At 72.5% G+C, this 26,598-nt stretch carries 18 protein-coding genes; 10 read left to right on the top strand and 8 right to left on the bottom strand.

What is annotated here, in order from left to right; genetic code table 11:
• Window positions 1-38 precede the first annotated feature (38 nt).
• Window positions 39-1,517 (top strand): PH domain-containing protein, encoded by a 1,479-nt coding sequence (locus O7622_RS23775; RefSeq protein ID WP_282314203.1) that lies wholly within the window; start codon window positions 39-41, stop codon window positions 1,515-1,517.
• Between the two features lie 99 nt (window positions 1,518-1,616).
• Here O7622_RS23775 and O7622_RS23780 read toward each other — a convergent pair whose 3' ends face one another.
• A complete protein-coding gene (locus O7622_RS23780; protein WP_282310416.1) occupies window positions 1,617-2,687 on the bottom strand; it encodes a phosphatase PAP2 family protein in 1,071 nt (356 codons plus the stop codon).
• Between the two features lie 115 nt (window positions 2,688-2,802).
• Here O7622_RS23780 and O7622_RS23785 point away from each other — a divergent pair, with 115 nt between their 5' ends.
• Window positions 2,803-3,207 (top strand): hotdog domain-containing protein, encoded by a 405-nt coding sequence (locus O7622_RS23785; protein WP_282310417.1) that lies wholly within the window; start codon window positions 2,803-2,805, stop codon window positions 3,205-3,207.
• The gene (locus O7622_RS23790) at window positions 3,204-4,031 is read left to right on the top strand and encodes an MBL fold metallo-hydrolase (RefSeq protein WP_282310418.1); all 828 of its coding nucleotides are present in this window, start codon (window positions 3,204-3,206) and stop codon (window positions 4,029-4,031) included. The genes O7622_RS23785 and O7622_RS23790 overlap by 4 nt, the downstream gene beginning before the upstream one ends.
• 13 nt (window positions 4,032-4,044) lie before the next feature.
• Here O7622_RS23790 and O7622_RS23795 read toward each other — a convergent pair whose 3' ends face one another.
• Window positions 4,045-4,947: an aminoglycoside phosphotransferase family protein gene (locus tag O7622_RS23795; RefSeq protein ID WP_282310419.1), complete on the bottom strand. Its 903-nt coding sequence runs from the start codon at window positions 4,945-4,947 to the stop codon at window positions 4,045-4,047.
• Window positions 4,948-4,954: 7 nt separating this feature from the next.
• Window positions 4,955-5,455, bottom strand: coding sequence for a MarR family transcriptional regulator (locus tag O7622_RS23800; RefSeq protein WP_282310420.1), 501 nt, complete (start codon window positions 5,453-5,455; stop codon window positions 4,955-4,957).
• 82 nt (window positions 5,456-5,537) lie between these two features.
• Here O7622_RS23800 and O7622_RS23805 point away from each other — a divergent pair, with 82 nt between their 5' ends.
• A complete protein-coding gene (locus O7622_RS23805) occupies window positions 5,538-6,764 on the top strand; it encodes a multidrug effflux MFS transporter (protein ID WP_282310421.1) in 1,227 nt (408 codons plus the stop codon).
• Between the two features lie 100 nt (window positions 6,765-6,864).
• On the opposite strand, the gene O7622_RS23810 is transcribed toward O7622_RS23805, so the two are convergent.
• Window positions 6,865-7,794: a carbohydrate kinase gene (locus tag O7622_RS23810; RefSeq protein WP_282310422.1), complete on the bottom strand. Its 930-nt coding sequence runs from the start codon at window positions 7,792-7,794 to the stop codon at window positions 6,865-6,867.
• Between the two features lie 327 nt (window positions 7,795-8,121).
• Here O7622_RS23810 and O7622_RS23815 point away from each other — a divergent pair, with 327 nt between their 5' ends.
• Complete coding sequence (locus tag O7622_RS23815) at window positions 8,122-9,255, top strand: lytic polysaccharide monooxygenase (protein WP_282314204.1); 1,134 nt, start codon at window positions 8,122-8,124, stop codon at window positions 9,253-9,255.
• Between the two features lie 59 nt (window positions 9,256-9,314).
• On the opposite strand, the gene asnB is transcribed toward O7622_RS23815, so the two are convergent.
• A complete protein-coding gene (gene asnB, locus O7622_RS23820; RefSeq protein WP_282310423.1) occupies window positions 9,315-11,276 on the bottom strand; it encodes an asparagine synthase (glutamine-hydrolyzing) in 1,962 nt (653 codons plus the stop codon).
• A 113-nt stretch (window positions 11,277-11,389) separates the two neighbouring features.
• On the opposite strand from asnB, the gene O7622_RS23825 reads away from it, so the two are divergent.
• The 3 genes from O7622_RS23825 (at window position 11,390) to O7622_RS23835 (ending at window position 17,094) form a co-directional block, all read left to right on the top strand.
• On the top strand, window positions 11,390-12,865 hold the full coding sequence (locus tag O7622_RS23825) for an aminopeptidase P family protein (RefSeq protein WP_282310424.1): 1,476 nt from the start codon (window positions 11,390-11,392) through the stop codon (window positions 12,863-12,865).
• 267 nt (window positions 12,866-13,132) lie between these two features.
• Complete coding sequence (locus O7622_RS23830) at window positions 13,133-14,884, top strand: hypothetical protein (protein WP_282310425.1); 1,752 nt, start codon at window positions 13,133-13,135, stop codon at window positions 14,882-14,884.
• A gap of 293 nt (window positions 14,885-15,177) precedes the next feature.
• A complete protein-coding gene (locus O7622_RS23835) occupies window positions 15,178-17,094 on the top strand; it encodes a proline-rich domain-containing protein (protein ID WP_282310426.1) in 1,917 nt (638 codons plus the stop codon).
• 71 nt (window positions 17,095-17,165) lie between these two features.
• Here O7622_RS23835 and pulA read toward each other — a convergent pair whose 3' ends face one another.
• Both pulA and O7622_RS23845 read right to left on the bottom strand, forming a co-directional pair.
• On the bottom strand, window positions 17,166-22,661 hold the full coding sequence (pulA, locus tag O7622_RS23840) for a pullulanase-type alpha-1,6-glucosidase (RefSeq protein WP_282310427.1): 5,496 nt from the start codon (window positions 22,659-22,661) through the stop codon (window positions 17,166-17,168).
• A gap of 146 nt (window positions 22,662-22,807) precedes the next feature.
• A complete protein-coding gene (locus O7622_RS23845) occupies window positions 22,808-23,446 on the bottom strand; it encodes a cellulose binding domain-containing protein (protein WP_282310428.1) in 639 nt (212 codons plus the stop codon).
• A gap of 140 nt (window positions 23,447-23,586) precedes the next feature.
• Between O7622_RS23845 and O7622_RS23850 the strand changes: the two genes are divergently transcribed.
• The gene (locus O7622_RS23850; RefSeq protein ID WP_282310429.1) at window positions 23,587-24,186 is read left to right on the top strand and encodes a GNAT family N-acetyltransferase; all 600 of its coding nucleotides are present in this window, start codon (window positions 23,587-23,589) and stop codon (window positions 24,184-24,186) included.
• 39 nt (window positions 24,187-24,225) lie between these two features.
• Here O7622_RS23850 and O7622_RS23855 read toward each other — a convergent pair whose 3' ends face one another.
• Window positions 24,226-24,879 carry a GPP34 family phosphoprotein gene (locus O7622_RS23855; RefSeq protein ID WP_282310430.1) on the bottom strand — a complete coding sequence of 218 codons (654 nt, stop codon included), beginning with the start codon at window positions 24,877-24,879 and terminating at the stop codon, window positions 24,226-24,228.
• 199 nt (window positions 24,880-25,078) lie between these two features.
• Here O7622_RS23855 and O7622_RS23860 point away from each other — a divergent pair, with 199 nt between their 5' ends.
• Entirely contained in the window at window positions 25,079-26,590 is a 1,512-nt protein-coding gene (locus O7622_RS23860; RefSeq protein ID WP_282310431.1) for an APC family permease, read from the top strand.
• The last annotated feature ends 8 nt before the right edge of the window (window positions 26,591-26,598 follow it).

Below are 26,598 nucleotides of genomic sequence, written 5' to 3' on the forward strand. Positions count from 1 at the left end.
CTCCGGGACAGCCGCCCAACGGGTATCCGTGGCCGCCCGTGCCGGGATACGGACCGCCGCCCGTCCCCGGACCACCATCCGGGTACGGGCCACCGCCCGGGTACGGGCCACCCGCCGGACCCGACGCGGCACCCGGGCCGTGGCCCGCGCCGCTGCCGCCGTACCCGGGACCGTGGGATCCGGCGGCCGGGCCACCCGCCGGTGGTGCGGAGCCCCGGCAGCGGCTGCATCCGCTCAGCCCGGCGCTGCACGGCGCGAAGTCGCTGGTCGTGGTGATCGCCGGGCTCTCCTGGTCGACGCTGTCGCGGGTCGGGTTCGGCTGGTTCGCGGCGCTGGTCACGGTATTCGTGCTCGGCGCCACGGTGCTGTCGGTGGTGAGCTGGTGGAACACCGGCTACCACCTGGTGGGCCGCGAGCTGCGCGTGTACGAGGGCCTGCTGTGGCGGCGTACCCGGGCCATCCCGCTGGAGCGGTTGCAGGCGGTGGAGGTGGTCCGGCCGCTGCTGGCCCAGCTCACCGGCCTGGCCGAGCTGCGGCTGGAGGTGGTCGGCGGGGGCAAGACCGAGGCGCCGCTTGCCTACCTCAGCGTCGCCGAGGCCACCGCGCTGCGGCAGCGTCTGCTCGCGGTGGCCGGCCGCTCCGCCCCGGCGCCGGTTCAGGCGGCCGAGCCCGGCGCGCCGGTCGCGCCCGGGCCGGAGGGGCGCCGGCTGCACGCGGTACGCAACCAGGACCTGCTGATCAGCCAGTTGCTCACGCCGCAGGCGTTCCTGCTGCCGTTGGGCCTGGTGTTCGTCGGCGCCCAGTTCCTGTCCGAGGGCTCGTGGTCGTTCATCGCGGTGGCGAGCACGCTCACCGCGATGGCCGGTGTGGTGCTGCAACCGATCCGCCGGGTGCTCGATGACTGGAGCTTCCGGCTCGACCGGGACGACGGCACGCTGCGCGTGCACAACGGGCTGCTGGAGACGCGGGTGCAGACCGTGCCGCTGCACCGGGTGCAGACCGTACGGGCGACCTGGCCGCTGCTCTGGCGGATGAAGGGGTGGTTGCGGCTGCGGCTGGAGGTGGCCGGCTACTCGGCCGGTGAGCCGGACGACCGCAACCGCCCGGACCGGCTGCTGCCGGTCGGCGACGCGGGCACCGGCGCGATGGTCGTGGCGGAGGTGCTGCCCGGCGTACGGCTGGACGCGCTGCCCGCCACACCGCCCCCGTCGCGGGCCCGGTGGCTGCGCCCGCTGAGCCGCAAGGTGGTCGGCGCCGGTCTCGACGAGCAGGTCTTCGTGGCCCGCTCCGGGCTGCTGACCAGGCAGTTGACGCTGGTGCCGTACGCCCGGATCCAGAGCGTGCGCGTCACCCGCGGCCCGGTACAGCGGCTGCTGCGGCTGGCCACCGTGCACGCGGACACCGCCGGTGGGGCCGGCGCGGCGGCTGTCGACCGCGATCTGGCCGACGCGTGGGAGCTGGCCGCGGAGCTGACCGAGCGGTCGCGCGCCGCCCGCCGTACCGACAGCGGCCGCTGACCCCGGCGGCCGCGACGCCACGACGACGGCGCGGCGACCACGACGGCGCGGCGAACCACGGCAACGGCCCGGCCGCCCGTGACGGCCGGTGGCGCGGGCCTACCGGCGCTCGGCGGGCACCGCGTCCCGGTCGTCGGTGACGCGGTCCGGGATGCCGGCGGCGGCGTCGCCGTCGGCGGCCGGGGCGCCCACGGCGACCGCGGGTTCGCCGGACCGCCGGGCCCGCCGCGCTGCCCACCAGCGCTCGGCCAGGCCGACCACCAGGAACGTCACGCCCACGTACGCCCAGCCGACCAGCACGTCGATCAGGTAGTGCTCGCCGCTGTACATCAGCGTGAACGTCATGGCCAGCGGATACGCCAGCATCAGCGGCCACCAGCGCTTACGCACCGACCGCATGAAGAACAGCACCACGAACAGCGCGAACGCGGTGTGCAGCGACGGCATCGCAGCCACCGGGTTGGAGGCGATCTGCCCGGCGTTGAGCAGGTTGCCCGCGCCGTGCATGCCGATCTCCTTCCAGCCCCGGGTGGAGATCCGCGCGACCTCGGTGAGCAGGCCGTTCTGCGCCGCCCACCACGGCGGCGCGGCCGGGTAGGCGAAGTAGGTGACGAGTCCGGCCGCGCACAGGAAGCCCCAGCGCGACATGTACGCGATCCAGCGCTGCCGGTTACGCATCCACAGCACGGCGGCGGCGGCGAACGTCGCCACGAAGTGCGAGAAGTAGACCCAGCTCACCAGCACGTCCCACCAGCGCACCTCGGACGCGTCGTACAGGCGCTCCTGGAGCCAGATCGTCGGCACCTCGCCGCCGGTGAACCAGCCGGTGAGGAAGCGGTCGGCGACGATCAGCTCCATCGCGTGCGGGGTGGCGCCGTTGTCGGCGAACCCCCGGGACAGGTTGTACGCGGCGAGCAGCAGCACCACCGGGATCCAGTCCCGGGCGAAGCGCAGGTGGCTGCGCCACGGGCGGGCCGAGTTCCAGGCGACGGTGCCGGCCCAGATCCACAGGAACGCGTACGCCGGGTCGGTGGGCAGGCCGATGGCGAGCCAGGCGACGACGAAGGCGACGCTCCAGATGGTCATCGCGATCACACGGCGGCGCCCACCGTCGGGCGATTCGGTGGTCGCGTCGGGGGCGGGGGTCGGAGATTGTGTCAGCTCGGCCATCGCGGACAAGGTTAACGGCGGGCGACCGGCGGGCATGCGGGCGGGCGGTGACGACCGGACCGGCGGCGGCCCGGACGCCGGACGGCCGCGGGCCGGCTGCACTAGGCTCGGCCGCATGCAGGAGCAGCCGGAGTCGCCCTTCACGCCGGGCCTGACCGCCCGGGTCGAGCTCACAGTGACCGACGCCGACACCGCGCAGGCGGTCGGCTCCGGGGACGTGCCGGTGCTCGGCACACCCCGGGTGCTGGCGCTGGCCGAGGCCGCGACGGTGGCCGCCACCGCGACCCGGATGCCGTCCGGGTCGACCACCGTCGGCGTCCGGGTGGAGCTGGAGCACCGCGCGGCCACGCCGGTCGGGCGTACCGTGGCCGCCCACGCCGAGCTGGTGAAGGTCGACGGAAAGCGGCTCGTCTTCGACGTGACAGTCACCGACGGGCCCACCGTGGCGGCGCAGGGCCGGGTCGAGCGGGTGCTTGTCGACCGGCAGCGCTTCGTCGAGCGGGCCGTGCGCCAGCCATGACCGCCGGGTTCTCCGAGGTCGCCGCCGGGGTGCACGTGCTGCGCGAGCCGACGCTCGCGGTCAACGTCGTGCTGGTGGTCGGTGACGGGGCGGCGCTGCTGGTGGACACGCTCTCCACCGCCGGGCAGGCCCGGGAGCTGGCGGAGGCGGCGCGGGCGGTGACGCCGTACCCGTGGACGATCGTGAACACGCACCACCACTTCGACCACTGCTTCGGCAACGCCACGCTGGCCGGGCCGGACACCGCGATCTACGCGCAGGCCCAGGCCGCGGCGGCGCTGCGGGACCGGTCCGACGCGGTGCGCCGCGCCGCGTACGAGGAGATGCGTGCCGGGCACCCGGCGCTGGCCGAGGAGCTGGCGCACACCGAGCTGCGGGCGCCGACGCACGAGGTGCACGAGGAGACGGTGCTCGACGTCGGCGGCCGGCGGGTGGTGCTGCGCCATCCCGGGCACGGGCACACCGACGCCGACCTGGTGGTGCACGTGCCCGACGCGGACGTGCTGGTCGCGGGCGACCTGGTGGAGCAGAGCGGGCCACCGGCGTTCGAGGAGTCGTACCCCCTGAAGTGGCCGGACGCGCTGGCCGACCTGCTGCGGCTGACCACGCCCGCGACGGTGGTGGTGCCGGGCCACGGCGAGCCGGTCGGCGCGGACTTCGTCCGCGAGCAGCACGCGCAGCTCGCGCGGCAGGCGTGGCTGATCCGCGCCGGGCACACCGGCAGCGCCCCGCCGGAGCGGGTCGCGGCCGAGTCGCCGTTCGGCGCCCGGCCCGGCCTGATCGCTGCCCGGCGCGGCTACGCGGAGCTGGACGGCACGGCCTGACCGGCGGCCGGGTTCACCCGGCGTCGGCCAGGATCTCGCGGAGGCGGTTGCGGCACTCGGCGACGAACGCCGGGAACGTGTGCCAGTAGTAGGAGACCCCGCTGGCCGCCACGCCGAGCGCCCAGGCGCGGGCCCGCGCCCAGGTCACGTCGTCCACGCCGAGCGCCTCCCGGTAGGCGTGCCGGGCCTGCGGCGGAAGGTCCCAGATCGGCGCGTGTTCGGCGTCGGGGTGCCCGGCCGTCAGGCCACCGAAGTCGATGACCGCCCGCAGCCGGCCGTCGTGCACCAGCAGGTTGGTGGGTTTGAGGTCACCGTGCAGCCAGACGTGCGGCCCGGCCGGTTCGGGCAGGGTGAGGGCCTCCCGCCAGAGCCGGACCAGGGTGTCGACGTCGGTCTCGTCGCCGATCAGGGTCCGGCAGTCGTCGAGTGCCGCCGAGATCCACGTGTCGCAGGGACGGAGACTGCCGCCGCGGTAGCCGCTGAGCGGGCCCGCGCGGGTGGCGCCGAGCAGGTCGGCCGCGTGCAGGTGCCGGACGAACACGGCCAGGTCGGCGCCGAGGGCGGCCCAGTCCTCGACCGTGCCGGACCGGACCTCGTCGCCCGGTATCCACCGCTGCACCGACCACGGCAGTGGGAAGGCGTCGGCCGGCACGCCGGCGTACACCGGTTCGGGCACCCGGTACGGCAGCAGCGGCGCGAGCCGGGGCAGCCACCGCTGTTCCTTGCGCAGGGCACCGGCCTTCTCGGCGGTGCGCGGCAGCCGGACGAGCAGGTCGGCGCCGAGCCGGTACATCGTGTTGTCGGTCCCGGCACCGGCCGGGGTCAGCGGCAGCGCTGCCCACTCGGGGCGCTGGTCGGCCAGCAGCGCCCGGACGACCTGCTCGTCCACGGGTGTCTCGTCCTGGTGCAGGGCCATCCGGTGATCATGCGGGGCGGGCCGCTGCCGCGGCTACCGGATTTCCGGGGGCGCGCCCGGGGCGGGCGTGTCCCCGCAGGGCGCCGAGCAGCGCGTCGAGGTGCGGCGCGGCGGCCAGGATCGCCGCCCGTGCCGGCGGCTCCAGCTCGGCCAGCGCCTCGTCGAGCAGTGCGGCGCGGTTGGTCTCGTAGTCGGCCATCCGGGCCCGGGCTGCCTCGGTCACGCGCAGCCGCAGCACCCGGCGGTCGCCCGGGTCGCGGTCACGGGCCAGCAGCCCGGCGTCGGTGAGGTCGCGGACCAGCGTGCTCACGGTGTTGGGCGCGGTGCAGAGGCGCCGGGCCACCTCCTTGCCGCTGATTCCGGGCGTCTCCCGCACCAGCAGCAGCAACTCCACCTGCGCCTCGGGCAGCGGGTCTCGTCCGACGCGCGCCCCGGTCCGGCGGCGCAGGAGGCGGTGCAGCTCCCCCACCACCGCTCCGACGCGCGCGACCTGCTCGTTCGTCGCCACGGGGTCACCCGCCTCACATCGCAATAGTTCTGACTACAGATGTAAGGTACCCGGACACACCGGATCCAGGGGGTACCCACTCGTGAGCAACGCCGCGCCGACAGCCGCGCGTCCGGCCGCCGGCCGCACCACCGCGTCCACCGGCGGCGTGACGCTGCTGGTGCTGCTCGGCACGCTCACCGCGATCGGCCCGCTGTCGCTGGACATGTACCTCCCGGCGTTCCCGGCCATGACCCGCGACCTCGGTGCCGACCAGGCCGGCATCCAGCTCTCGCTGACCACCTGCCTGATCGGCCTCGCCCTGGGCCAGCTCGTCACCGGTCCGCTCAGCGACCGCTGGGGGCGCCGCCGGCCGGTGCTGGTCGGCGTGGTCGCGTACACGCTGCTGGCGCTGGCGTGCGCCGCGGCGCCGAACGCCCCGCTGCTGGCCGCCGCGCGGTTCGCCCAGGGCGTCGCCGGCGGCATGGGTGTGGTGGTCGCCCGCGCGGTGGTCCGCGACCTCTACTCGGGACGGGACGCCGCGAAATACTTCTCCCGGCTCACCCTGGTCTTCGGGGTGGCGCCGGTGGCCGCGCCGGGCGTGGGCAGCCTGGTGCTGCGGTTCGGTTCGTGGCGGGCCGTCTTCGTGGCGCTCGCCGTCATCGGGGCGATGCTCGCCGTCGCCGTCGCGCTGCGCCTGCCGGAGACGCTGCCCGCCGAGCGCCGCAGCACCGGCGGCCTGGGGGCCGCCGTCCGGACCATGCGGTCGCTGCTCGCCGACCGGGTCTACCTCGGGTACGCGCTGACGCAGGGCTTCGCGTTCGCCGGGCTGTTCGCGTACATCTCCGGGTCGTCGTTCGTGTTCCAGAACGTCTTCGGCGTCTCCGCGGCGGTGTTCAGCGTCGTCTTCGGCGTCAACGCGCTCGCCCTGGTCGCGGTCGGGCAGGCCAACGCCCGGCTGCTCGACCGGTTCACCCCGCGCCGGCTGCTGGTCACCACGCTCGTGGTCGGCCTGGTCACCGCGATCGGCGTGCTGACCGGCGCGCTGGCCGGCAGCCTGGCCGTGACGGCGGTGGCGCTGTTCGCCTTCGTCGGCTCGCTCGGCATGGTGATGCCGAACAGCACCGCGCTGGCGCTGGACGCGCACGCCCGGCACGCCGGCACCGCGGCCGCGCTGATGGGCGGCATCCAGTCGGTGGTGGGCGCGCTCGCCGCGCCGCTGGTCGGGCTCGGCGGCGAGGGCAGCGCGCTGCCGATGGCGGTGGTCCTGACCGGCGCCGCGTTCCTGTCGCTGACCGCCGTCGTGACGCTGGCCCGTCCGCGGACCTGAGCTGGCCCGTCCGCGCGCCTGAGCTGGCCCGTCCGCGCGTGGAGGGGTGTTAAGAAGGGGCCCCTCCTCTACCGGAGGCGTTAAGAAGGGGCCCTTCCTTTCACGGGAAGCGGGTGGCGACCGCCGCGCGGGTGGGCATGGCGGTGGCGCCGCCCGGTGACTCGCACACCACAGCCGCCACCCGCAGCGCGAACGCGACCCGCTCCCGCCACCCGGCCGGGTCGGCCGGCTCACCGGCGACCAGCAGGTCGGCCACCAGCGCGCCCATGACCGAGTCACCGGCGCCGGTGGCGTCCACCGCCTCCACCTTCGGCGCGGGTACGCGTACCACGTCGTCGGCGGCGGCGACCAGGGCGCCGTCCGCGCCGAGCGTGACCACGACGGTGCTCGCGCCCAGTTCCCGCAGGTACGCGGCGACGCCCTCGACCGGCTCGTCCGGGTAGAGCAGCCGCGCGTCGGCGGCGCTGAGCTTGACCAGGTGCGCGGCGGCGGCGAACTCGGCGACCACCTCCCGCAGCCCGTCCAGCGCGCCCGGTGCGGTGAGCAGGCGGGGCCGCACGTTCGGGTCGAACACCCGCAGCGCGCCCGCGATCGACCAGGCGCGCCGGGCGGCGGCGAGCACCGGCGGGTCGAGCAGCACGATCGAGCCGCAGTAGAGCACGTCCGCGCCCTCGACCAGCGCCACGTCCAGGTCGTCCGGTCCGAGCAGCGCGTACGAGCGGGGCTCGCCGTAGAAGCGGAAGTCCGGCTCCGCGCCGGCGAACGTCGCCACCGCGAGCGCGGTCGGCGCCGGCATCGTGACAGTCCCGCTCACGTCCACACCCGCGTCGGTGAGGAACCCGCGGATCCGCCCGGCCAGCGCGTCGTCGCCGAGCGACCCGACGAACCGCGCGTCCCCGCCGAGCCGGGCGATCGCCACCGCCACGTTGAGCGGGCCGCCGCCGATCGCCTGCCGGTAGACGGGTTCCCCGTCGTGCTCGGCGTCGAGCAGGTCCACCAGTGCCTCGCCGAGCACCACCGCGTAACCCATCCTGGCTCCCCTCGTCGTCCTCCCCCGATCCTGGCGTATGGCGGGGTCGCGGCGCGCCGCGACCCAGACATCGAGCAGCACCTATTGCGTGTGGTGTCCGGACGTGGTGGGATGGCGATGCCGGTTAACGACGCGGGGGCTGCCGCGTCACCGGCCGCCGGGTCGAGCCGACGCGAGGGCATCCACGGTCCGTGGCAACGGACCGCAAGCGGTGCGCGCCCGCAGACGGCCCCGGCCGCACGCCGACCGGGCGCGGGCACCGCGATCGTCGCATCCGCTCGTCGCAGCGGGGCGGGCCGGACCGGGCCACGCTCCGCGAGTCAGGAGATCCCCGTGCACCGATCCCGTACGGCCGCGTTGCTCACCGCGGCCGCCACCCTGACCCTGGGCGCGTTCGCCCTGGCCACCAACTCCGGACCGGCGGCCGCGCACGGCGCGGCCATGACGCCGGGCGCCCGCACCTACCTGTGCTGGAAGGACGGCCTCACCGGAACCGGTGAGATCCGGCCGAACAACCCCGCCTGCTCGTCGGCGGTGGCCGCGAGCGGGGCGAACTCGCTGTACAACTGGTTCAGCGTGCTGCGCTCCGACGCCGGCGGGCGGACCGTCGGGTTCATCCCCGACGGCAAGCTGTGCAGCGGCGGCAACCCCGGCTTCAGCGGGTACGACGCGGCGCGCAACGACTGGCCGGTCACCCACCTGACGGCGGGCCGGTCGATCGAGTTCCGGTACAGCAACTGGGCCCACCACCCGGGCACGTTCTACTTCTACGTGACCAAGGACAGCTGGAGCCCGAACCGGCCGCTGGCCTGGAGCGACCTGGAGGAGCAGCCGTTCCTGCAGGTGACCAACCCGCCGCAGCGCGGCGCGGTCGGCACGAACGACGGCCACTACTACTTCAGCGGCAACCTGCCGTCGAACAAGAGCGGCCGGCACATCATCTACTCGCGCTGGGTCCGCTCGGACAGCCAGGAGAACTTCTTCGGCTGCTCCGACGTGACGTTCGACGGCGGTAACGGCGAGGTGACCGGGATCGGCTCGGGCGGCAGCCCCGGCCCGACCACCCCGGCGCCGACCACGCCCGCCCCGACGACGCCCGCGCCGACCACCCCGGCACCGACCACGCCCGCGCCGACGACGAGCCCGAGCATGCCGTCCGGCTCCTGCATGGCGGTGTACAAGGTGGTCAGCGCCTGGAACGGCGGCTTCCAGGGCGAAGTGATGATCATGAACCACAGCACCCGGACGTACTCCGGGTGGACGGCCAACTGGACCTGGCCCAGCGGTCAGACCATCACCCAGGTGTGGAACGGCACGTTGAGCGGCAGCGGGGCGTCGGTGAGCGTCTCCAACGCCGCCTACAACGGCAGCGTCCCGCCGGAGGGCACCACGACGTTCGGCTTCACCGCGAACTTCTCCGGCACCAACTCCCTGCCCACTGTCACCTGCACCGGCAGGTGATCCCGTAACGGGACGGGCCCCCGGGGGCGTACCCCGGGGGCCCTGTCACGTCTGGCGGGTCAGCGGACCATGCTGCCGACGACCGGCTTGGTGAGCAGCGCGGACTGGTTGCGCTGGATGCCCGGGTCGAGCGTCTTGGCCACGAAGATGGCGTGCCAGATGCAGAAGATCAGCACGGTCCACACCTTGCGGGAGTGGTCGGCCTCCTCCCGCTTGTGCTCGTCGAGCAGGCGCATCGCGTACGACAGGTCGATCAGGTCACCCGCACCCGAGGTGGCCAGCACGTGCCGCGCCCACTCGTACATCTCGCCGCGCAGCCAGACCCGGGTCGGGGTCGGGAAGCCCAGCTTCTTGCGGTTGACGATGGCCGGCGGCACGACGCCCTGCAGCGCCTGGCGCATCGCGTACTTGGTGGCCTCGGAGCGGGGCGGCAGCTTCAGGTCGACCGGGATGCCGGCGGCGACGTTGAACACCTCCCGGTCCAGGAACGGCACCCGCACCTCCAGCGAGTGCGCCATCGAGATCCGGTCGGCCTTGACCAGGATGTCGCCGCGCAGCCAGGTGTAGAGGTCGACGTACTGCATCTTGGTGACGTCGTCCAGCTCGGTGCACTCGGCGTAGATCGGCGCGGTCACGTCGGTGTAGCGCACCGAGGGGTCGTAGCGGCGCAGCAGGTGCTGCTTCTCCTCCTCGGTGAACATCCGGGCGTTGCCGTAGTAGCGCTCCTCGATCGGGGTGGTGCCGCGCTCCAGGAAGCTCTTGCCCTTGACGCCCTGCGGGATGGCCTTGGACACCGCGCGCAGGCCCTTCTGCACGCCGTCGGGCAGGCTGTTCACCGCGTTGAGCGACAGCGGCTCCCGGTAGATCGTGTAACCGCCGAAGAACTCGTCCGCGCCCTCGCCGGAGAGCACCACGGTGACGTGCTCGGCGGCCTTCTTCGCCACGAAGTAGAGCGGCACCAGGGCCGGGTCGGCGACCGGGTCGTCCAGGTGCCAGACGATCTTCGGCAGCGCCTCGATCATGTCCTGCGGCCCGATCTTGGTCGGGATCGTGGTCACGTCGAGGTGCCGGGCCGAGTCCTGCGCCACGTCGATCTCGGAGTAGCCGGGCACGTCGTAACCGACCGTGAAGGTGAGGATGTTCGGATTGAACTCGCGGGCCAGCGCCACCACCGCCGTGGAGTCGATGCCGCTGGACAGGAACGAGCCGACCGGCACGTCCGAACGCATGTGCATCCGTACGCTCTCGCGCAGCGTCTCCCGGATGTCGTGGTAGAGCCGTTGCTCGTCGGAGACCGGGGCCGGCCGGAACACCGGGCGGTACCAGCGGCGCACCTCGATCCGGCCGCCCGGGGTCCAGGTCAGGTACTCCCCCGAGCCGATCCGGCTGATCCCCTTGTGCAGCGTGCCCGGCTCCGGGACGTACTGCAGCGTCAGGTAGTGGCTCAGGTTCGCGGTGTCGATGCCCGCGTCGCCCTGGTACGCCGAGTGCGCGAACGGCAGCAGCGCCTTCTTCTCCGAGGCGAGGTAGAGGCCGTCCTGTGTCTCCAGGTAGTGCAGCGGCTTGATGCCGAAGTAGTCCCGCGCGCCGAAGGCCCGCCGCTCCTGCCGGTCCCAGATCACGAACGCGAACATGCCGCGCAGCTTGGTGAGCACCTGCTCACCCCAGTAGTGGTAGCCGGCGACGATCACCTCGCCGTCGCCGTTGGTGGCGAACTGGGCGCCGTAGTCGCGGATCAGCTCCTCGCGCAGCTCGATGTAGTTGTAGATCTCGCCGTTGAAGGTGAGCAGGTAACGCCCGCCCGCGTAGGGCAGGGGCTCGTGGCTCAGCGCCACGTCGATGATCGCCAGGCGCTTGTGCGCGAACACGCCGTCCGCGTACCGCCCGGAGGCGTCGCCGACCACCTCGACCCCTGTCTCGTCCGGGCCGCGGTGGTGCAGGCACTCCAGTGCGCCGGCGATGTTGTCGCGGTGGGCGGCGGCGTCGCCGCGCGCGCTGAAGAAGGCCAGGAGTCCGCACATGGCCGCCATCTTTCCACGCGCCGGAAGCCACCGTCGCGGCACCGCAGGCACCTCCCGCTGTCGTGCGCGCGGTACCGTCGGGACCAGCGACGTGGCTCAGGGAGGGGCGGATCATGGCCGAGGAGCGGACCGGGCAGGGCAAGGCGGCGGACGGCACGGAGTCGCACGACCCGGATTTCCCGGAGGCGTTCCTGTCGTTCATGCGGCAGGGCTGGCGGGACACCGAACTGCCGGTCACCCCACGCGCTGAGGTGCCCAACCACGCCAAGCGGCGGGCCGCGCTGGCCGAGGCCTTCCCGGGCGAGACGCTGGTCATCCCCACCGGCAACGAGAAGGTACGCGCCAACGACACCGACCACCGGTTCCGGCCGGGCAGCGACTTCGCGTACCTGACCGGCGACCTGGAGCCGGACAGCGTCCTCGTGCTGCGGCCGGGCGGCGAGGCCACGCTGTTCATGCGGCCGCGGTCGTCCCGGGCGACCGACGAGTTCTTCCGCAGCCGACACGGTGAGCTGTGGGTGGGCCGCCGGCCGACGCTGCGGGAGAAGTCGACCGAGCTGGGGCTGCCGACGGCCGACCTGAGCGAGCTGGACGCCGCGCTGGCCGAGCTGGCGCCGGGGCGTACCCGTGTGCTCCGCGGTTTCGACGCCCGGGTGGACGCGGCGGTGCGTCAGTACGACGGCGCGCGCGCCGAGGGGCAGCCCGGCCGCGACCGGGAGCTGGCGATCGCGATCGCCGAGCTGAAGCTGGTCAAGGACGAGTGGGAGATCGCGCAGCTCCAGGAGGCGTGCGACGCGACGGTGCGCGGCTTCGAGGACGTGGCACGGGCACTGCCGGCCGGCCGCGGGGTCTCCGAGCGGCTGCTGGAGGGCGTCTTCGCGCTGCGTGCCCGGCACGACGGCAACGACGTCGGCTACGGCTCGATCGTCGGGGCCGGCGAGCACGCCACGATCCTGCACTGGGTGCACAACCACGGCGCCACCCGTCCGGGTGAGCTGCTGCTGATGGACATGGGCGTGGAGAACCGCAACCTCTACACCGCCGACGTGACCCGGGTGCTCCCGGTCGACGGCCGGTTCACGCCGTTGCAGCGTCAGGTCTACGACGCGGTGTACGCCGCGCAGCAGGCCGGTATCGAGATGTGCCGGCCCGGCGTGGCGTTCCGGGACGTGCACCTGGCCTCGATGCGGGTGCTGGCCGAGGCGCTGCAGGATCTCGGGCTGCTGCCGGTGAGCGTGGACGAGGCGATGGACCCGGCCTCCACCGTCTACCGGCGGTGGACGCTGCACGGCACCAGCCACATGCTCGGCATCGACGTGCACGACTGCGCCAACGCCCGCAAGGAGACCTACCGCGAAGGGCCGCTCGGCGAGGGGTACGTGCTCACCGTCGAGCCGGGGCTCTACTTCCAGCCGGAGGACGAGCTGGTCCCGGAGGAGCTGCGGGGCATCGGCGTACGGATCGAGGACGACATCCTGGTCACCGCCGACGGCCCGGTGAACATGTCGGCCGGGCTGCCGCGCGCCTCCGCCGAGGTGGAGACCTGGCTGGCCGAGCAGCGTGAGGCGGGCCCCCGCCTGCCCGGCTGATCCCTGCGGGCCGCGCTGTCCGGCGGGCCCCACCACCGCGCCTTTCCGGCAGGTGGTGGGGCCCGCCGCCGTCCCGGGCCGTTCCCGTACCGCTCACGTGGTTGGTCACCGACCGCCGTTCGTGGGAGGAATGCGGGCTTTTTTCGGATACGTCTTCCTCGCGAGGAACCTTCTCATACGGTGCTGTTCAGAGGCTACAACCGGTTTGTAGCTGGTCGCCCGGCCTGGGGCGGTGCGACCCGTTTGGGAAGAACCGAAAGGGCTCTCATGTCGAACGACGTAACGACACCCGACGGCGGCGTGCCGATGGCGCCCCCGCCGCGGACGAGCAAGCGGCGGGCGCTCTGGGTCGCCACCGGTGTGGCCGGGCTGACCGGCGTCGTCGGGCTGGCGGCGCTCGGCGGTCTCGCCGCCCGCGACGACAAGCCCGGCACCGAACCGGTGGCGGAGAACCATGCCGCCGCGCCGCAGAACGCCGCTGACGACTCCCGCGCCGAGGGCGGGAAGGGCGACGAGAAGGGCGAGGACGGGTACGGCAACGACGGCAAGGACCGCGGCGAGGAAGGCCGCGACCGCGGCGAGTGGGGCAAGGACGGCAAGGACGACCACGGCAAGACCCGCGAGGTCCCCTGCGACGACGACGCCCTGGTCGACGCCCTCGAACTGGCCAACCGCGACCACGGCGGCACCCTGAAGCTCGCCGAGAACTGCACCTACGAACTCGGCGTCAAGGACCGCAAGTTCGGCTCCGCCCTGCCCGAGATCAAGCAGGACGTCACCATCAAGGGCAACAACTCCACCATCAAGCGCGACGCCGAAGACACCTTCCGCATCTTCCGCGTCGTCGACGGCGGCGACCTCACACTCAAGGACCTCACCGTCAAGGGCGGCAACGCCAACGAATTCAAGTACCCGGGCGGTGGCGGACCGGCGCCGACGGCGCTCGTCCCGGACGGCAAGGACGACGACGAGCGGTTCGAGGGTGACGGCGGCGCGCTCCTGGTGGAGCGTGGCGGCAGCGCGCACCTGGACAACGTCAAGCTCGTCGACAACAACGCCGAAGGCGACGGTGGCGCCATCGCCAACTACGGCCGCACCTGGCTCAAGGAGAGCAAGGTCGTCGACAACCACGCCCAGGGCGACGGCGGCGGCGTCTACAACGAGGGCACCCTCAAGGTCGAGGAAACCCACGTCGACGACAACACCGCAGCCGGCAACGGCGGCGGCATCGCCAACGGCGGCGGTGAGCACCACGACGGGCCGGTCGACCTGGCCTCGGCCACGAAGGCCGACAAGGGCGAGCACGGCAGGCACCACGCTGGCACCGTCGAGATCATCGGGGCGCACGAGGGCAAGGACGCCTCGCTGAGCACGCTCAGCCACAACCGGGCCGGTCACAACGGTGGCGGCCTGTTCAGCAGCGGCGGCTGGGTCACCGTCTCGTTCACCGCGATCGGCGGCAACGTCGCCTGCGAGAACGGCGGCGGCGTGTACGCCGAGAACACCGACCTGCTCCTGGAGAAGGTCCACGTGGCGGGCAACCACGCCGACGGCAACGGCGGCGGCGTGGTGACGACCGGCGGGCGGGACTGGGCCGGCAACGGCGCCGAGAAGGACGGCCTCGCGGGGAGCGCCACGATCGCCGACAGCGCCGTCGTGGACAACACGGCCGGCCGGTTCGGTGGTGGCATCTACAACGGTGAGTGGCTCATCAAGATCGAGGACGGCTTCCTCGCCCGCGACCACGACGAGGACGACAACGCCACCCTCACCATCCGCGACACCGACATCAAGGGCAACACCGCCCTCAACGGCGGCGGCATCTTCAACAACAAGGCGAAGATCACCCTGACCAAGACCCACGTCACCAAGAACACCGCCACCGACTCCAGCAAGCTCCACCGGGTCGCCGGCGGCGTCCTCAACAACGAAGGACGCGTCAAGCTCGACGACAAGTCCCTCATCAGCAACAACGACCCCACCAACTGCGCCAACACCGTCGAGGACTGCTTCAACTGATCGAACCACCACATAACCGCCGGAGCCCTCCTCGCGCCGTGGACGGCGCGAGGAGGGCTCCCGCCATCCCCGAGCGGCCCGTACCGGCCGCGGTGTCCCCCGCCGGGGCGTCCGGACCGCACTGCGCCACCCATCCCACCCGCACCCTTATGCGGGTTTTTTTCGTATATGACCACGAGGCGAAGAAGGTTCTCATACGGTCATCTTCAGCAGCTACAACCGATTTGTAGCGAAGGCCGCCTCGCCAGGGCGAAGCGACCTTGTCAGGTACAAGGAGAGGGCAGAGAGCTCCGATGTCCAACTACCTTCGCAATAACGATGACGCCACCAGCAAGACCATCTCCCCGCTCCGGCGTCGCCGGATGTGGCTCGCCACCGGCGTTGTGGGCCTGACCGGAGCGGTCAGCCTCGCCGGCGTGGCCTACGCGACCACCGGGGCCACCGGCCCGCACCGGCTCGCCGACGTCAAGTGGTCGACCACGCAGCAGCTCAGCGACAGCGACAAGGGTGCCGAGGGCGAGTACGGCCGTGACGGGCACGACAAGGACGGCAAGGACCGCGGCGAGGAAGGCCGCGACCGCGGCGAGTGGGGCCCGGACAAGGGCGAGTGGGGCAAGGACGGCAAGGACGACCACGGCAAGACCCGCGAGGTCCCCTGCGACGACGACGCCCTGGTCGACGCCCTCGAACTGGCCAACCGCGACCACGGCGGCACCCTGAAGCTCGCCGAGAACTGCACCTACGAACTCGGCGTCAAGGACCGCAAGTTCGGCTCCGCCCTGCCCGAGATCAAGCAGGACGTCACCATCAAGGGCAACAACTCCACCATCAAGCGCGACGCCGAAGACACCTTCCGCATCTTCCGCGTCGTCGACGGCGGCGACCTCACACTCAAGGACCTCACCGTCAAGGGCGGCAACGCCAACGAATTCAAGTACCCGGGCGGTGGCGGACCCGCCCCGGCGCCGGGCAACGGCCAGCCGCCCGCGCCGGGCAACGGCCAGCCCCCGGTTCCGGGCAACGGCCAGCCTCCGGTTCCGGGCAACGGCACCGGCCAGCCGCCGGCCGCCGCCCCGGCTGTCGCGGCTGTCGCGGCTCCGGCCGCGGCGACCACGGCCGCCGCTGTCACGCCCGTCGCGGACGGCATGAACGGCGGCAAGGACGACGACAAGCGGGTCGAGGGCGACGGTGGCGCGCTGCTCGTCGAGCGTGGCGGCAGCGCCTACCTGGACAACGTCAAGCTCGTCGACAACAACGCCGAAGGCGACGGCGGCGCTATCGCCAACTACGGCCGCACCTGGCTCAAGGAGAGCAAGGTCGTCGACAACCACGCCCAGGGCGACGGCGGCGGCGTCTACAACGAGGGCACCCTCAAGGTCGAGGAAACCCACGTCGACGACAACACCGCAGCCGGCAACGGCGGCGGCATCGCGAACGGCAGCGGCCTGTCCGGCGGGCACGGCCCGGCGGCCTCCGCCGCACCGAAGGGCTACGACAAGAAGGAGAAGCACCACGACGCCGGCACTGTCGAGATCTACGGTTCCGACCACGGCAAGGACGGCGTGAAGTCCAGCCTGTCGGACAACCGCGCCGGCAAGAACGGCGGCGGTCTGTTCAGCAGCGGCGGCACCGTCACGGTCTCCTTCACCGCGATCACGGGCAACACCGCCTGCGAGAACGGCGGCGGCGTCTACGCCGAGAACACGGACCTGGACCTGGACAAGGTCCACGTCGCCAAGAACCACGCCGACGGCAACGGCGGGGGTGTGGTGGTCACCGGCGGCAAGCACTGGGGCTACCCGAACAACAAGGAGCACGCCAGCGCCACGATCGCCGACAGCAAGATCGTCGACAACACCGCCAACCGCTTCGGCGGCGGCATCTACAACGGTGAGTGGCTCATCAAGATCGAGGACGGCTTCCTCGCCCGCGACCACGACGAGGACGACAACGCCACCCTCACCATCCGCGACACCGACATCAAGGGCAACACCGCCCTCAACGGCGGCGGCATCTTCAACAACAAGGCGAAGATCACCCTGACCAAGACCCACGTCACCAAGAACACCGCCACCGACTCCAGCAAGCTCCACCGGGTCGCCGGCGGCGTCCTCAACAACGAAGGACGCGTCAAGCTCGACGACAAGTCCCTCATCAGCAACAACGACCCCACCAACTGCGCCAACACCGTCGAGGACTGCTTCAACTGACCTGACGGACCGGGGTACGCGACCGGCCCCCTGCCACGCGACGTGGCAGGGGGCCGGTCGGCCGTGTCCGGTCAGCTCTGGACGAACACCGCCACGCTGCGCGCGGGCACGGTGAACGTGCCGGCGGCCCGGTCGAACGACGCGGTACGCAGCGCCGGGTCGGCCGAGTTCCGCAGCACCGGGTGCAGCGCCACGTCCGCGCCGCGCAGCCCGGTGACCGTCTGCTTCGCCGTCTCCGGCGTGGCGTTGAAGACGACCGTCACCGACTTCCACTTCCCGTCCAGCCCTCGCGCGTCGAGGGTCATGGTGAGCACGCCCGGGGTCTCCTTCGTCCCGGACAGCGGGAACGCCACCCGCTTCTGCACCTGCTCGGCGGTGTCGAGCCCGAACACCGGCGAGGACCGGCGGACGCGCAGCAGCTCCGCGTACCGGGCGTCGGCCAGGTCGATCGCCGCGCAGTCCGGCACCAGCTTCGGGTCGGCGAGCAGCGGCTTCGCGTACGACCACTTGTCGCGGTTGTCGGCCTCCGGCGGCAGGCCGGCGCCGAACCCGTTGCCCTGGGCGCAGTCCCAGCGGATCTGGTTGAACCAGTCACCGGAGTCGTACGAGTTACGGTCCAGCGACTTCGAGCGCAGCCGCTCCGAGCCGGTGGTCACGAACCCGGCGCCCTGCCCGAGCGCCGTGGTCGCCAGCGCGAGCACCTGCATCCGGGCCCGGTCCTGCGCCGAGGTCCCCTGCGGCAGCTTGTACGCCAGCGCGTCGTACAGGATCTCGTTGTCGTGCGCGTCGACGTAGGTGACCGCCTCGCCCGGCGCGGCGGTGTACCCGGCCGGGGCCCCGTTGTAGTCGACCTGCGCCCCGGTGACCCGCTTGCCGGTGGAGTCGGTGAACCGGTAGCCGCGCAGGTTCCCGGTCAGCCCCACCTTGATCAGGTCGTGCTGGTGCAGCAGCCGGGCCCGCTGCTGCGCCGCCGAGCCGTTCACCTCGTCGCCGTTCGGGTCGGTGTAGAGGCCGGAGGCGAAGCCCTGCACCCGCGGGTTGGCGTCGAACGGGCCGCCGCCACGCACCGCGTCGCGGAGCCGGTCGTTGAACGTGCCGACGCCGGTGCCGGCCATGTTGGCCTGGGTGGCCTGCGTGAACCGGGCGTCGTCGGCGACCTCGCCGAAGTTCCAGCCCTCGCCGTACAGCAGGATCCTCCGGCCGTCCACGCCGTCGCGGGCGAGCGTGAGCTTGTCCAGCGCGGCCCGTACGGCCAGGATGTTCGCCTTCGGGTGGTGGCCCATCAGGTCGAACCGGAAACCGTCGACCTTGTACGCCTTGGCCCAGGTCACCAGCGAGTCCACCACGAGCTTGCCCATCATGGCGTGCTCCGGCGCGGTGTTGGCGCAGCAGGTGGAGTTGGCGACCGTGCCGTCCTCCAGCAGCCGGTGGTAGTAGCCCGGCACCACCTGGTCGAGCACCGACTTCGGGTCGGTGCCCGCGGCCGAGGTGTGGTTGTAGACCACGTCCATGACCACCCGCAGGCCGGCCTTGTTCACCCCGGCGACCATCTGGCGGAACTCGGTGGTGCGCTTCGCGCCGTCCGGGTCGGTGGCGTACCCGCCCTCGGGCACCGTGTAGTGCAGCGGGTCGTACCCCCAGTTGTAGCCGTCGGTGCCGGCGACCGCCGCGACGCACTTCTGCTGCTCGTCGGAGTCCGGCGGCAGCGCGGCCAGGTCGCAGTTCGGCCGGGCCTGGTCGGCCCGCTTCTCCGGGATGGTGGCGAAGTCGAAGGCCGGCAGCAGGTGCAGGTGGTTGACCCCGGCGTCGCCGAGCGCCCGCAGGTGCTTCATCCCGGCGGTGTCCGGGTCGGTGAACGCCAGGTAGGTGCCCCGCCGGTCGGCGGGGACCGTGGTGTCGGCGATGGAGAAGTCCCGCACCGACAGCTCGGAGATCTGGACCTTGGAGGCCGGCGGGGCGGCCGGCTTGCGCAGGTTCGCCCAGCCGGCCGGCGCGAGCGCCGGGTCGGTCAGGTCGACGATCTGGCTGTGCGTGGAGTCCGGCGCGAGCGCCACCGAGTACGGGTCGGTCACCGACGCGGTGACCATCTTCTGCGTGGCCGGCTGCCACGCCTGCACCCGGTAGCGGTAGTAGCGGCCGTTCCACGCCTTCGTGCCGCGTACCGACCAGACGCCGGTGCGGTCGTCGCGGCGCATCGCCACGGTGGCCGGCTGGGCCGTGGGCGAGTCGAACAGCTCCAGCGACACGGTCCGCGCGGTCGGCGCCCACACCGCCAGGGTGGGCACCCGGCCGGCGAACGTCGGCCCGAGCTTCGCGCCGGTCGCCGCCGCGTAGACGTCGTCGAGCACGCCCGGGATCTGCACGCCGGTGGCGGCGAGCAGCGCGCCCTCGGCGTCCCGCTCGGTGACCACGAGCTGGCCGCGCAGCGCCGCCGGCACCCTGGCCAGGTCGGCGCGGTCCAGCGTGAAGGCGCGGGAGGCCCAGAGATGGGGGTACCCCTGCCGTTGCGCCTCGGTCAGCCCGTTGCGCTGCGCCCGCAGTCCGATGGTGGTGTACGTGCCGGTCAGCTCGCCGTCGGCGAGGCCGATCCCGCCGGCCGGGGCGACTGCCAGCGCGTACCGCCTGCCGTCGGTCGGCCCGGTGGCCCAGGCGACGGTGGACCTGTCGATCCACTGCGCCTTCTGCTTGGTCAGGTCGAGGTCCTTGGCGGCGCCGGACGTGGTGGTCGGCAGCAGCCGCCCCTTGACGCCGGCCAGGAGCCACACCTCGCGCCCGGCGGTGGCGAAGTCGAGCCGCTGGTCCTCGGGCTGGTCCTTCTCGTCGCCTCTGTGGATGATGTAGCTCAGCCCGCTCGCTCCGGCCGCGAGGGGCACCCGGAACACCGCGCCGTACGCGTCGATCTTCTCCGGCTTGAGCGGGGCGGCCCAGTCGGTCGGGTTGGCCGCGCCGTCCCACAGGTGCAGGCCCCAGCCGTCGTAGTTCCCGTCGGCCTTGCGCCAGTGGATCAGCGCGGTGTCCTGGGCGACGGGCGGGTCGGGCTCACCGGTGGCGGCCTGCCGCGTCGGGTAGACCGCCGGGTCGCCCTGCTTGACCCAGACCTCGCCGGTCGCCGTCACGTCGATGGTGCGGTCGTTCGCGACGTCCTTGTCGCCGTCGCCGTCGATCACGAGGAAACCGACTGTCTTCGCACCGGGCTTGAGCTTGACCCAGGCGAACCGGCCGTACGAGTCCTCACCGGCGAACGGCTGCCCGGCGGGCCATTCCGTCACGTACGCCGGGTCGATGTCGCCCCAGGCGTAGAGCCGCCAGTCGTCGTACCCGCCGGCCGGGCGCTGGTAGTGCACGATCGCCCAGTCGCGCGACGCGCCCTGGGCCGGGGTGCCGACGGTGCCGGTGGCGCGGGCGGTGGCGGTGCGGCCCCTGCCGTCGCGGACCACCGCCTTGTACTCCACCCGGGTACCGCCGGGCAGGCCGGTCAGGTCGTGGTGCACGGTGTGCGGCGCGCGGTGCGCGGTGCCCAGCAGCGTCCACTTGCCGCCCGCGACCCGGGCGGCGAACGTGACGGTGGCGAGCGGGTCGCCGGTCACCTGGGCGGTGACGGCGGCCTTGCCGGGCACCGGCTCGTCGCCCGGCTCGGAGATCGTGATCTTCGGGGCCCCGGCCTGCGGGATCGCCCGGTCGGCCTTCAGCACCAGCGCCGACATGGCCGGCACTGTGACGCTCAGCTTGCCGTCCGCGCCGGCCGTCGCGCCGGCGGCGCCGCCGTACACGCCGGTGAACGTGGCGCCGGCCGACCAGGTGTCCACTGTGACAGTCTGCGGAGTCGCGGCGTTGTTCACCGCCGCCACGTACTCGATCCGGTCGGCGGGCAGGACGCGGGAGAACGCGAAGACGCCCGGCCCGTCCGCCGCGTACCGGGTCACCTGCACGCCGTCGCGCAGCGCCGGGTGCGCTGCCCGCAGCTCGCCCAGCTCGGCGATGGTCCGGTAGAGCGGGTGACGGGTGTCGTACTGGTCGGCGGCGTGGGTGCGGGTGGTGCCGATCAGGTCGTCGTCGAGGTAGTCGGCGGTCCGCGAGGCGAACATGTCCTGCCGGGCGTCCTTGTCGCCGCCCGGTCCGGTGAAGCCCTGCTCGTCACCGGAGTAGACGACGGGCTGGCCGCGGGTGAGGAACATGAGCTGGTGGGCGAGCCGGCTGCGGTTCAGCTGGGTGGCGTCGTCACCACCGGCGGCGGCGACGAACGAGCCGATCCGGCCCATGTCGTGGTTGCCCAGGAACGTGGTGAGCCGGTTGGCGTCGGTGTCCCGCGCGGAGTACAGGTCGTCCTTGGCGTAGACGTCGGCGAGCGCCTTGGCCGAGCCGTCGGCGGTGGCGTACCCGCGTGCCGCCTCCTGGAACGAGAAGTCGAGCGTGGCGGGCAGCCCACCCTGCCGCACGTAGGTGGACTGGATCTCCTGCTCGGCGCTGTAGACCTCGCCGAACATGAAGAAGTCCTTCTTGCCGGCCTTCGCGGCGGCGGCGTCGATGCCGCGGGCGAACTGCGGCCAGAAGTCGAGGTTGGCGTGCTTGACCGTGTCGAGGCGGAACCCGTCCACCCCGGCCCTGCCGATCCACTGGGCGTAGATGTCGGTCATGCCGCGGACCACCTCGGGACGCTCGGTCCACAGGTCGTCGAGGCCGAAGAAGTCGCCGTACTCGCTGTTCTCCCCGGCGAAGGTGGAGTCACCGCGGTTGTGGTACATGGTCGGGTCGTTGAGCCACGCCGGTACCTTGACCTTCGCGTCGGCCGGGGTGGCGAACACCGGGGTGTACGGGAACGACTTCTCGTTCACCGCCGGGAACCTGCGGGTGCCGTCGGCGTAGTTGCGGTCCTCGAAGGGACGCCCCTGCGCGTCGCGGTACGGCGCGGTCTTCTTGTCCACGTAGCCGTACTTGTCCTCGGCGTACCGGATGACGTCGGCGGTGTGGTTGACGATGATGTCGAGGTAGACCTTGATGCCCCGCCGGTGGGCCAGGTCGACCAGCTTCTTCAGCTCGGCGTTGGTGCCGAAGTGCGGGTCGACCTGGGTGAAGTCGGTGATCCAGTAGCCGTGGTAGCCGGCCGAGACGTCCGCGCCGGTGCCCTGCACGGGGCGGTTCTTGAAGATCGGCGCGAGCCAGATGGCGGTGGTGCCGAGCCCCTGGATGTAGTCCATCCGGTCGATCAGGCCCTTGAGGTCGCCGCCGTGGTAGAAGCCCTTGTCGGCCGGGTCGAGACCGGTGGTGAGCCGGCCGCCGGTGAGGCCGCCGGTGTCGTTGCGCTTGTCGCCGTTGGCGAACCGGTCGGGCAGGACGAAGTAGAACTGCTCGGCCTTCGCGGTACCGGTACCGGCCTTGAGGAGCGCGTCGGCGGACGGCTCCTGGTTCCACTGCGGAGCGTTGCCGGCGGCCAGGACGTCGGGGGTGGCGGCCGGGGCGGTGGCGCCGGCGCCGAGCTGGTGGAGGGCCACCGGCACGCCGACGAGAGTGAGTACGAGGGAGGTGACCAGGGCGAGCAGCGCCTTGGGGGATATCGGCGGCGGTTTCATCGACGGCCTTTCTCTGGTCGCTGATTCGCCCGCACGCTAGCCCTTGCCGAAACATTCTGCAATACCTTGCAAACCATGTCGCAACAAAGCAGTTACCTTGCAAAAGGTGGCACCCGTCGCCGCCCCACGCGAGGGCGCGGCTCCGGTCAGGCGACGCAGGCCGTGCCGTCGACGGCGCAGCCCAGCGGCCGGGTGCCCACCCGCTCGACGTGGAACCGCACCGGCACCGACGCCCCGGCCGCCAGGTCCACCCCGCTGCGGTACGTGAACACGCCGTCGGCGAAGCTGAACACGCCCTGCTCCATGCCCACGACCCAGGCGGTGACCAGCCGGCCGCCGGGATACGCCACCCGCACCGTCCAGCCCTGCGGCGTACGCGCGGTGTTGACGAGCAGCACCTCACCGATGAAACCACCGTCGAAGACGTTCGCCACGCCGTACCGGCCGGTCACGGCGGACCGCGGCGCCGGCGGCGGCGGAGCCGGCACGGAACGGGTGACGCCCCGCGGGCTGACGGCCGGCGCGGCAGGCGTGGGACGGGCGGGCAGCACCGTCGACCGGGGCGACAGTCCCGGCACCACCCGGCCGGTGGGACTGCCCGGCGCGTGCCCGGCCGTGCCGGTCCCGCCCGGCGTGGCCGGGACCTGTGGCAGCGACATCACCGGGTCCGGTGGCCCGGCCGCCGGGAGCGTCCGCCGGCCCCGCACCGAATCGAGCGCCACCACCAGCAGGACCACCATCACGACGACTCCGGCGGCGACGAGGATCCAGGGGGACGAGGTCATGGCGGCCCCGGGCCGCGGGCCGGGACGACGCGTGCGGGACATGGTTCTCCTGTCGGGGTCCGGGCCAGCGTAGCCACCTGATACCTTGCACGGCGATCAATGACCACAATGGCTCGTCGAGCCGGTAGGACGGTTGGCCAGTGAGTGAGTGGCAGGGCAACATCCGGCGGGCGTCCACGGCGGACGCGGCCGTCGTGACCGCGATCCTCGTCGAGGCGTTCATGCGGGATCCGGTGAGCGGCTGGGTCTTCCCGGCCGACGACCATCGCGCCCGGGTCCATCCCGCCTTCTTCGGACCGTTCGTCGCGCTGGCGCTGCGCACCGGTGAGGTGCACGTCGCCGGCGACGGCCTGGGCGCCACGCTCTGGCTGCCCACCGGCGAGGGACACGACGCCGACGAGGGCGACGAGTTCGACGAGATGGAGGCCGCGATCGGTGCGGAGGCCATGAAGCGGTTCAGTGTGCTGGACGAGATGATGAGCGCCCGGCACCCCGGCGAGCCGCACTGGTACCTGCCCTTCATCGCGGTACACCCCGACCATCACGGCAAGGGCGTCGGCTCGGCGCTGCTGCGTAACAAGCTGGCCGAGCTGGATCAGGCCGGCACCGCGGCGTACCTGGAGGCCAGTTCGCCGCGCAACGCCGCGCTCTACGAGCGGCTCGGATTCCGGCGCCGCCCGGTCACGCTGGACCTGCCGGAGGGCCCCAGCCTCTACCCGATGTGGCGCGACCCGGCCTGACCGATACCGTCCCGCCCCGGCTCGGCCCGGGGCGGGACGTCATCGCCGTACCGTCGTGGTGGTGACGTCGAGCGCGCCCACGACGGCGGCGAGCAGCCCTTCGAGCTGAGCCGGCAGGAACCGGCGGCAGTCGCGCATCCGCGTGGCCGCCTGCGGGTCGAAGATGTGCGTGGCCAGCCCGACCGCCTCGGCGAGGGTCGCCAGCAGCAGCGTGCCCGGGTCCAGTTCGGCCGGGGACGAGTGCATCAGCATCGCGGTCAGCCGCACCCGCGGTGAGGCCGCCTGGTTCGGGTCGATGGCCGGCCAGCGCACCATCCGGCCGATCAGCTTGCCCTGCTCGCGCCGGAGCACGCCGGCGGTGACCAGCCGGGTGCCCACGCGCTCGTTGATGTTGAGCTGGGTCCGCAGGTAGCGGATCCACAGCCGGGCCGGATGCGCCCCCTCGCGGCGCAGGATCTCGGTGATCAGCAGGTCGGTGAGCGGCTCCTGCCACAACCGCGGATCGACAGCGGCGATCCCCCCTCCGTCGAGGGCGATCCGGCCCTCGAACATCAGCTCGGCGAGCGCGGCGCCGGCCAGCCCGCACTCCAGCCGGTCGACGGCGACATGTGGCTTGCCGGTGAACTCGTCGTGTCCGATAAGGAACAGCGCATCCGCAAGCCGGTAAGTGGCCTGTGCCCCGGGGTAGGTCATGGTCCATCCTCGAACGGTGGCCGTGATCGTCGACACGGGACGGTACGGCATGACCACGCACAGCTCAATTCCGGCCGATCACGCGCGCCCCAATCGATATCGAAGCGGGGTTGTCACGATCAGTGATCACCAATACCCTGCTTCAGGTTGTTCCGAAGTAGACACCTGAACCCCCTCATCCCCCTCCCCTGGAGAAGCCTTGTCCTCCGATCCGTTCTTCTCCGACGGTGGGCTGCGCCGCGGTCGTCTCGGCACCGCCCACCTCGTCTTCTTCACAGTCGCCGCGTCGGCCCCGCTGACCGTTCTCGGCGGCGGCGTCACCACCATGTACGCGGTCAGCGGCAACATCGGCGCCGCACTCGGATACGTGCTGCTGGCCGCCGTGCTCGCCGTCTTCGCCACCGGCTACGCCGCGATGAGCCGGTACGTCGCCAACGCGGGCGCGTTCTACGCGTACATCGCCAACGGTCTCGGCCGGGCCGGCGGGGTGGCCGGCTCGGCCGTCGCGCTGGCGGCGTACAACGCGATCCAGATCGGTCTCTACGGCCTGCTCGGCGCGATCCTCGGCGACTTCATGGACGCCAAGACCGGCATCAGTCTCGACTGGTGGGTCTGGGCGCTGCTGGCCTGGGTGTTCATCGGCGCGCTCGGCGTCCTGCGCATCGACCTCAACGCCACGGTGCTCGCGGTGCTGCTCATCCTCGAATGCGTGGCCGTGCTGATCTTCGACCTGGTCGCCTTCGCCAACCCCGACGGCGGCACCGTCACCACCGCCGGCATCAGCCCCGGCCACCTGTTCGGCGCCGGCTTCGGCGCGGTGCTCGCGTTCACCATCGCCTCCTTCACCGGCTTCGAGAGCGGTGCCATCTACAGCGAGGAGGTCAAGGACCCGCGGCGCACGGTCGCCCGGGCCACCTACATCGCTGTCGCGTTCACCGGCCTGTTCTACGCCTTCTCCGCCTGGGCGCTGACCGTGCTCACCGGTCCGGAGAACGCCCCGGCGGCCAGCGCCGAGGCCGGGCCGGGCATCATCTTCGGCGCGCTCGACCAGTACACCGGCGCGGTCGTCGCGGACATCGCCAACCTCCTGTTCATCACCAGCGTGCTGGCCGCCCTGCTGTCGTTCCACAACGGCGTGGCGCGTTACCTGTTCGCTCTGGGCCGCGAGCGGGTGCTGCCGGGCTTCCTCGGCGCCACCTCCAGCCGCAGCGGCGCGCCCGTCGCGGGCTCGGTCGTGCAGAGCGCCCTCGCGGTGGTGGTGTTCCTGGCGTTCGCGATGACCGGCCGTGACCCGGTCATCGACCTGTTCACCTGGCTGTCCGGCGCCGCGGCGGTCGGCGTCGTGCTGCTGATGACGCTCACCTCGGCCTCCGTGGTGGGCTTCTTCCGGGGCCGTCCCGGCCCGGAGAGCGCGTGGCAGCGGGCGATCGCTCCGGCACTCGGCACGGTCCTGCTCACTGCCGTGCTGCTGGTGCTGCTGTTCAACTTCGACGCGCTGCTCGCCCCCGACACCGCGAGCTACCTGAAGTGGCTGCTCCCGGCGATCCCGGTGGCGGCAGGCGTGGTCGGCCTGATCTGGGGCGCGATCCTGCGCACCAGCCACCCGGAGACGTACCGCCGGATCGGCCAGGTCACCGAGGAGGGCCTGCACGAGCCCGGCCTGCACCCGGCCCCCGAGGCCGACCGCTGGGCCGGCGCCCACCACCGCTGACGTCCGTC

The sequence above is a fragment of the Micromonospora sp. WMMD1076 genome (assembly GCF_029581475.1).
In the GTDB taxonomy this organism is placed as follows: Bacteria; Actinomycetota; Actinomycetes; order Mycobacteriales; family Micromonosporaceae; genus Micromonospora; species Micromonospora aurantiaca.

What these genes read in the sequence shown, in the direction of transcription:
- O7622_RS23795 (WP_282310419.1), bottom strand. Translation starts at nt 4,947, where the DNA reads ATGGCCCTGCACCAGGACGAGACACCCGTGGACGAGCAGGTCGTCCGG.
- O7622_RS23785 (WP_282310417.1), top strand. Translation starts at nt 2,803, where the DNA reads ATGCAGGAGCAGCCGGAGTCGCCCTTCACGCCGGGCCTGACCGCCCGG.
- O7622_RS23830 (WP_282310425.1), top strand. Translation starts at nt 13,133, where the DNA reads ATGTCGAACGACGTAACGACACCCGACGGCGGCGTGCCGATGGCGCCC.
- O7622_RS23845 (WP_282310428.1), bottom strand. Translation starts at nt 23,446, where the DNA reads ATGACCTCGTCCCCCTGGATCCTCGTCGCCGCCGGAGTCGTCGTGATG.
- O7622_RS23835 (WP_282310426.1), top strand. Translation starts at nt 15,178, where the DNA reads ATGTCCAACTACCTTCGCAATAACGATGACGCCACCAGCAAGACCATC.
- O7622_RS23855 (WP_282310430.1), bottom strand. Translation starts at nt 24,879, where the DNA reads ATGACCTACCCCGGGGCACAGGCCACTTACCGGCTTGCGGATGCGCTG.
- pulA (WP_282310427.1), bottom strand. Translation starts at nt 22,661, where the DNA reads ATGAAACCGCCGCCGATATCCCCCAAGGCGCTGCTCGCCCTGGTCACC.
- O7622_RS23790 (WP_282310418.1), top strand. Translation starts at nt 3,204, where the DNA reads ATGACCGCCGGGTTCTCCGAGGTCGCCGCCGGGGTGCACGTGCTGCGC.
- O7622_RS23780 (WP_282310416.1), bottom strand. Translation starts at nt 2,687, where the DNA reads ATGGCCGAGCTGACACAATCTCCGACCCCCGCCCCCGACGCGACCACC.
- asnB (WP_282310423.1), bottom strand. Translation starts at nt 11,276, where the DNA reads ATGTGCGGACTCCTGGCCTTCTTCAGCGCGCGCGGCGACGCCGCCGCC.
- O7622_RS23825 (WP_282310424.1), top strand. Translation starts at nt 11,390, where the DNA reads ATGGCCGAGGAGCGGACCGGGCAGGGCAAGGCGGCGGACGGCACGGAG.
- O7622_RS23810 (WP_282310422.1), bottom strand. Translation starts at nt 7,794, where the DNA reads ATGGGTTACGCGGTGGTGCTCGGCGAGGCACTGGTGGACCTGCTCGAC.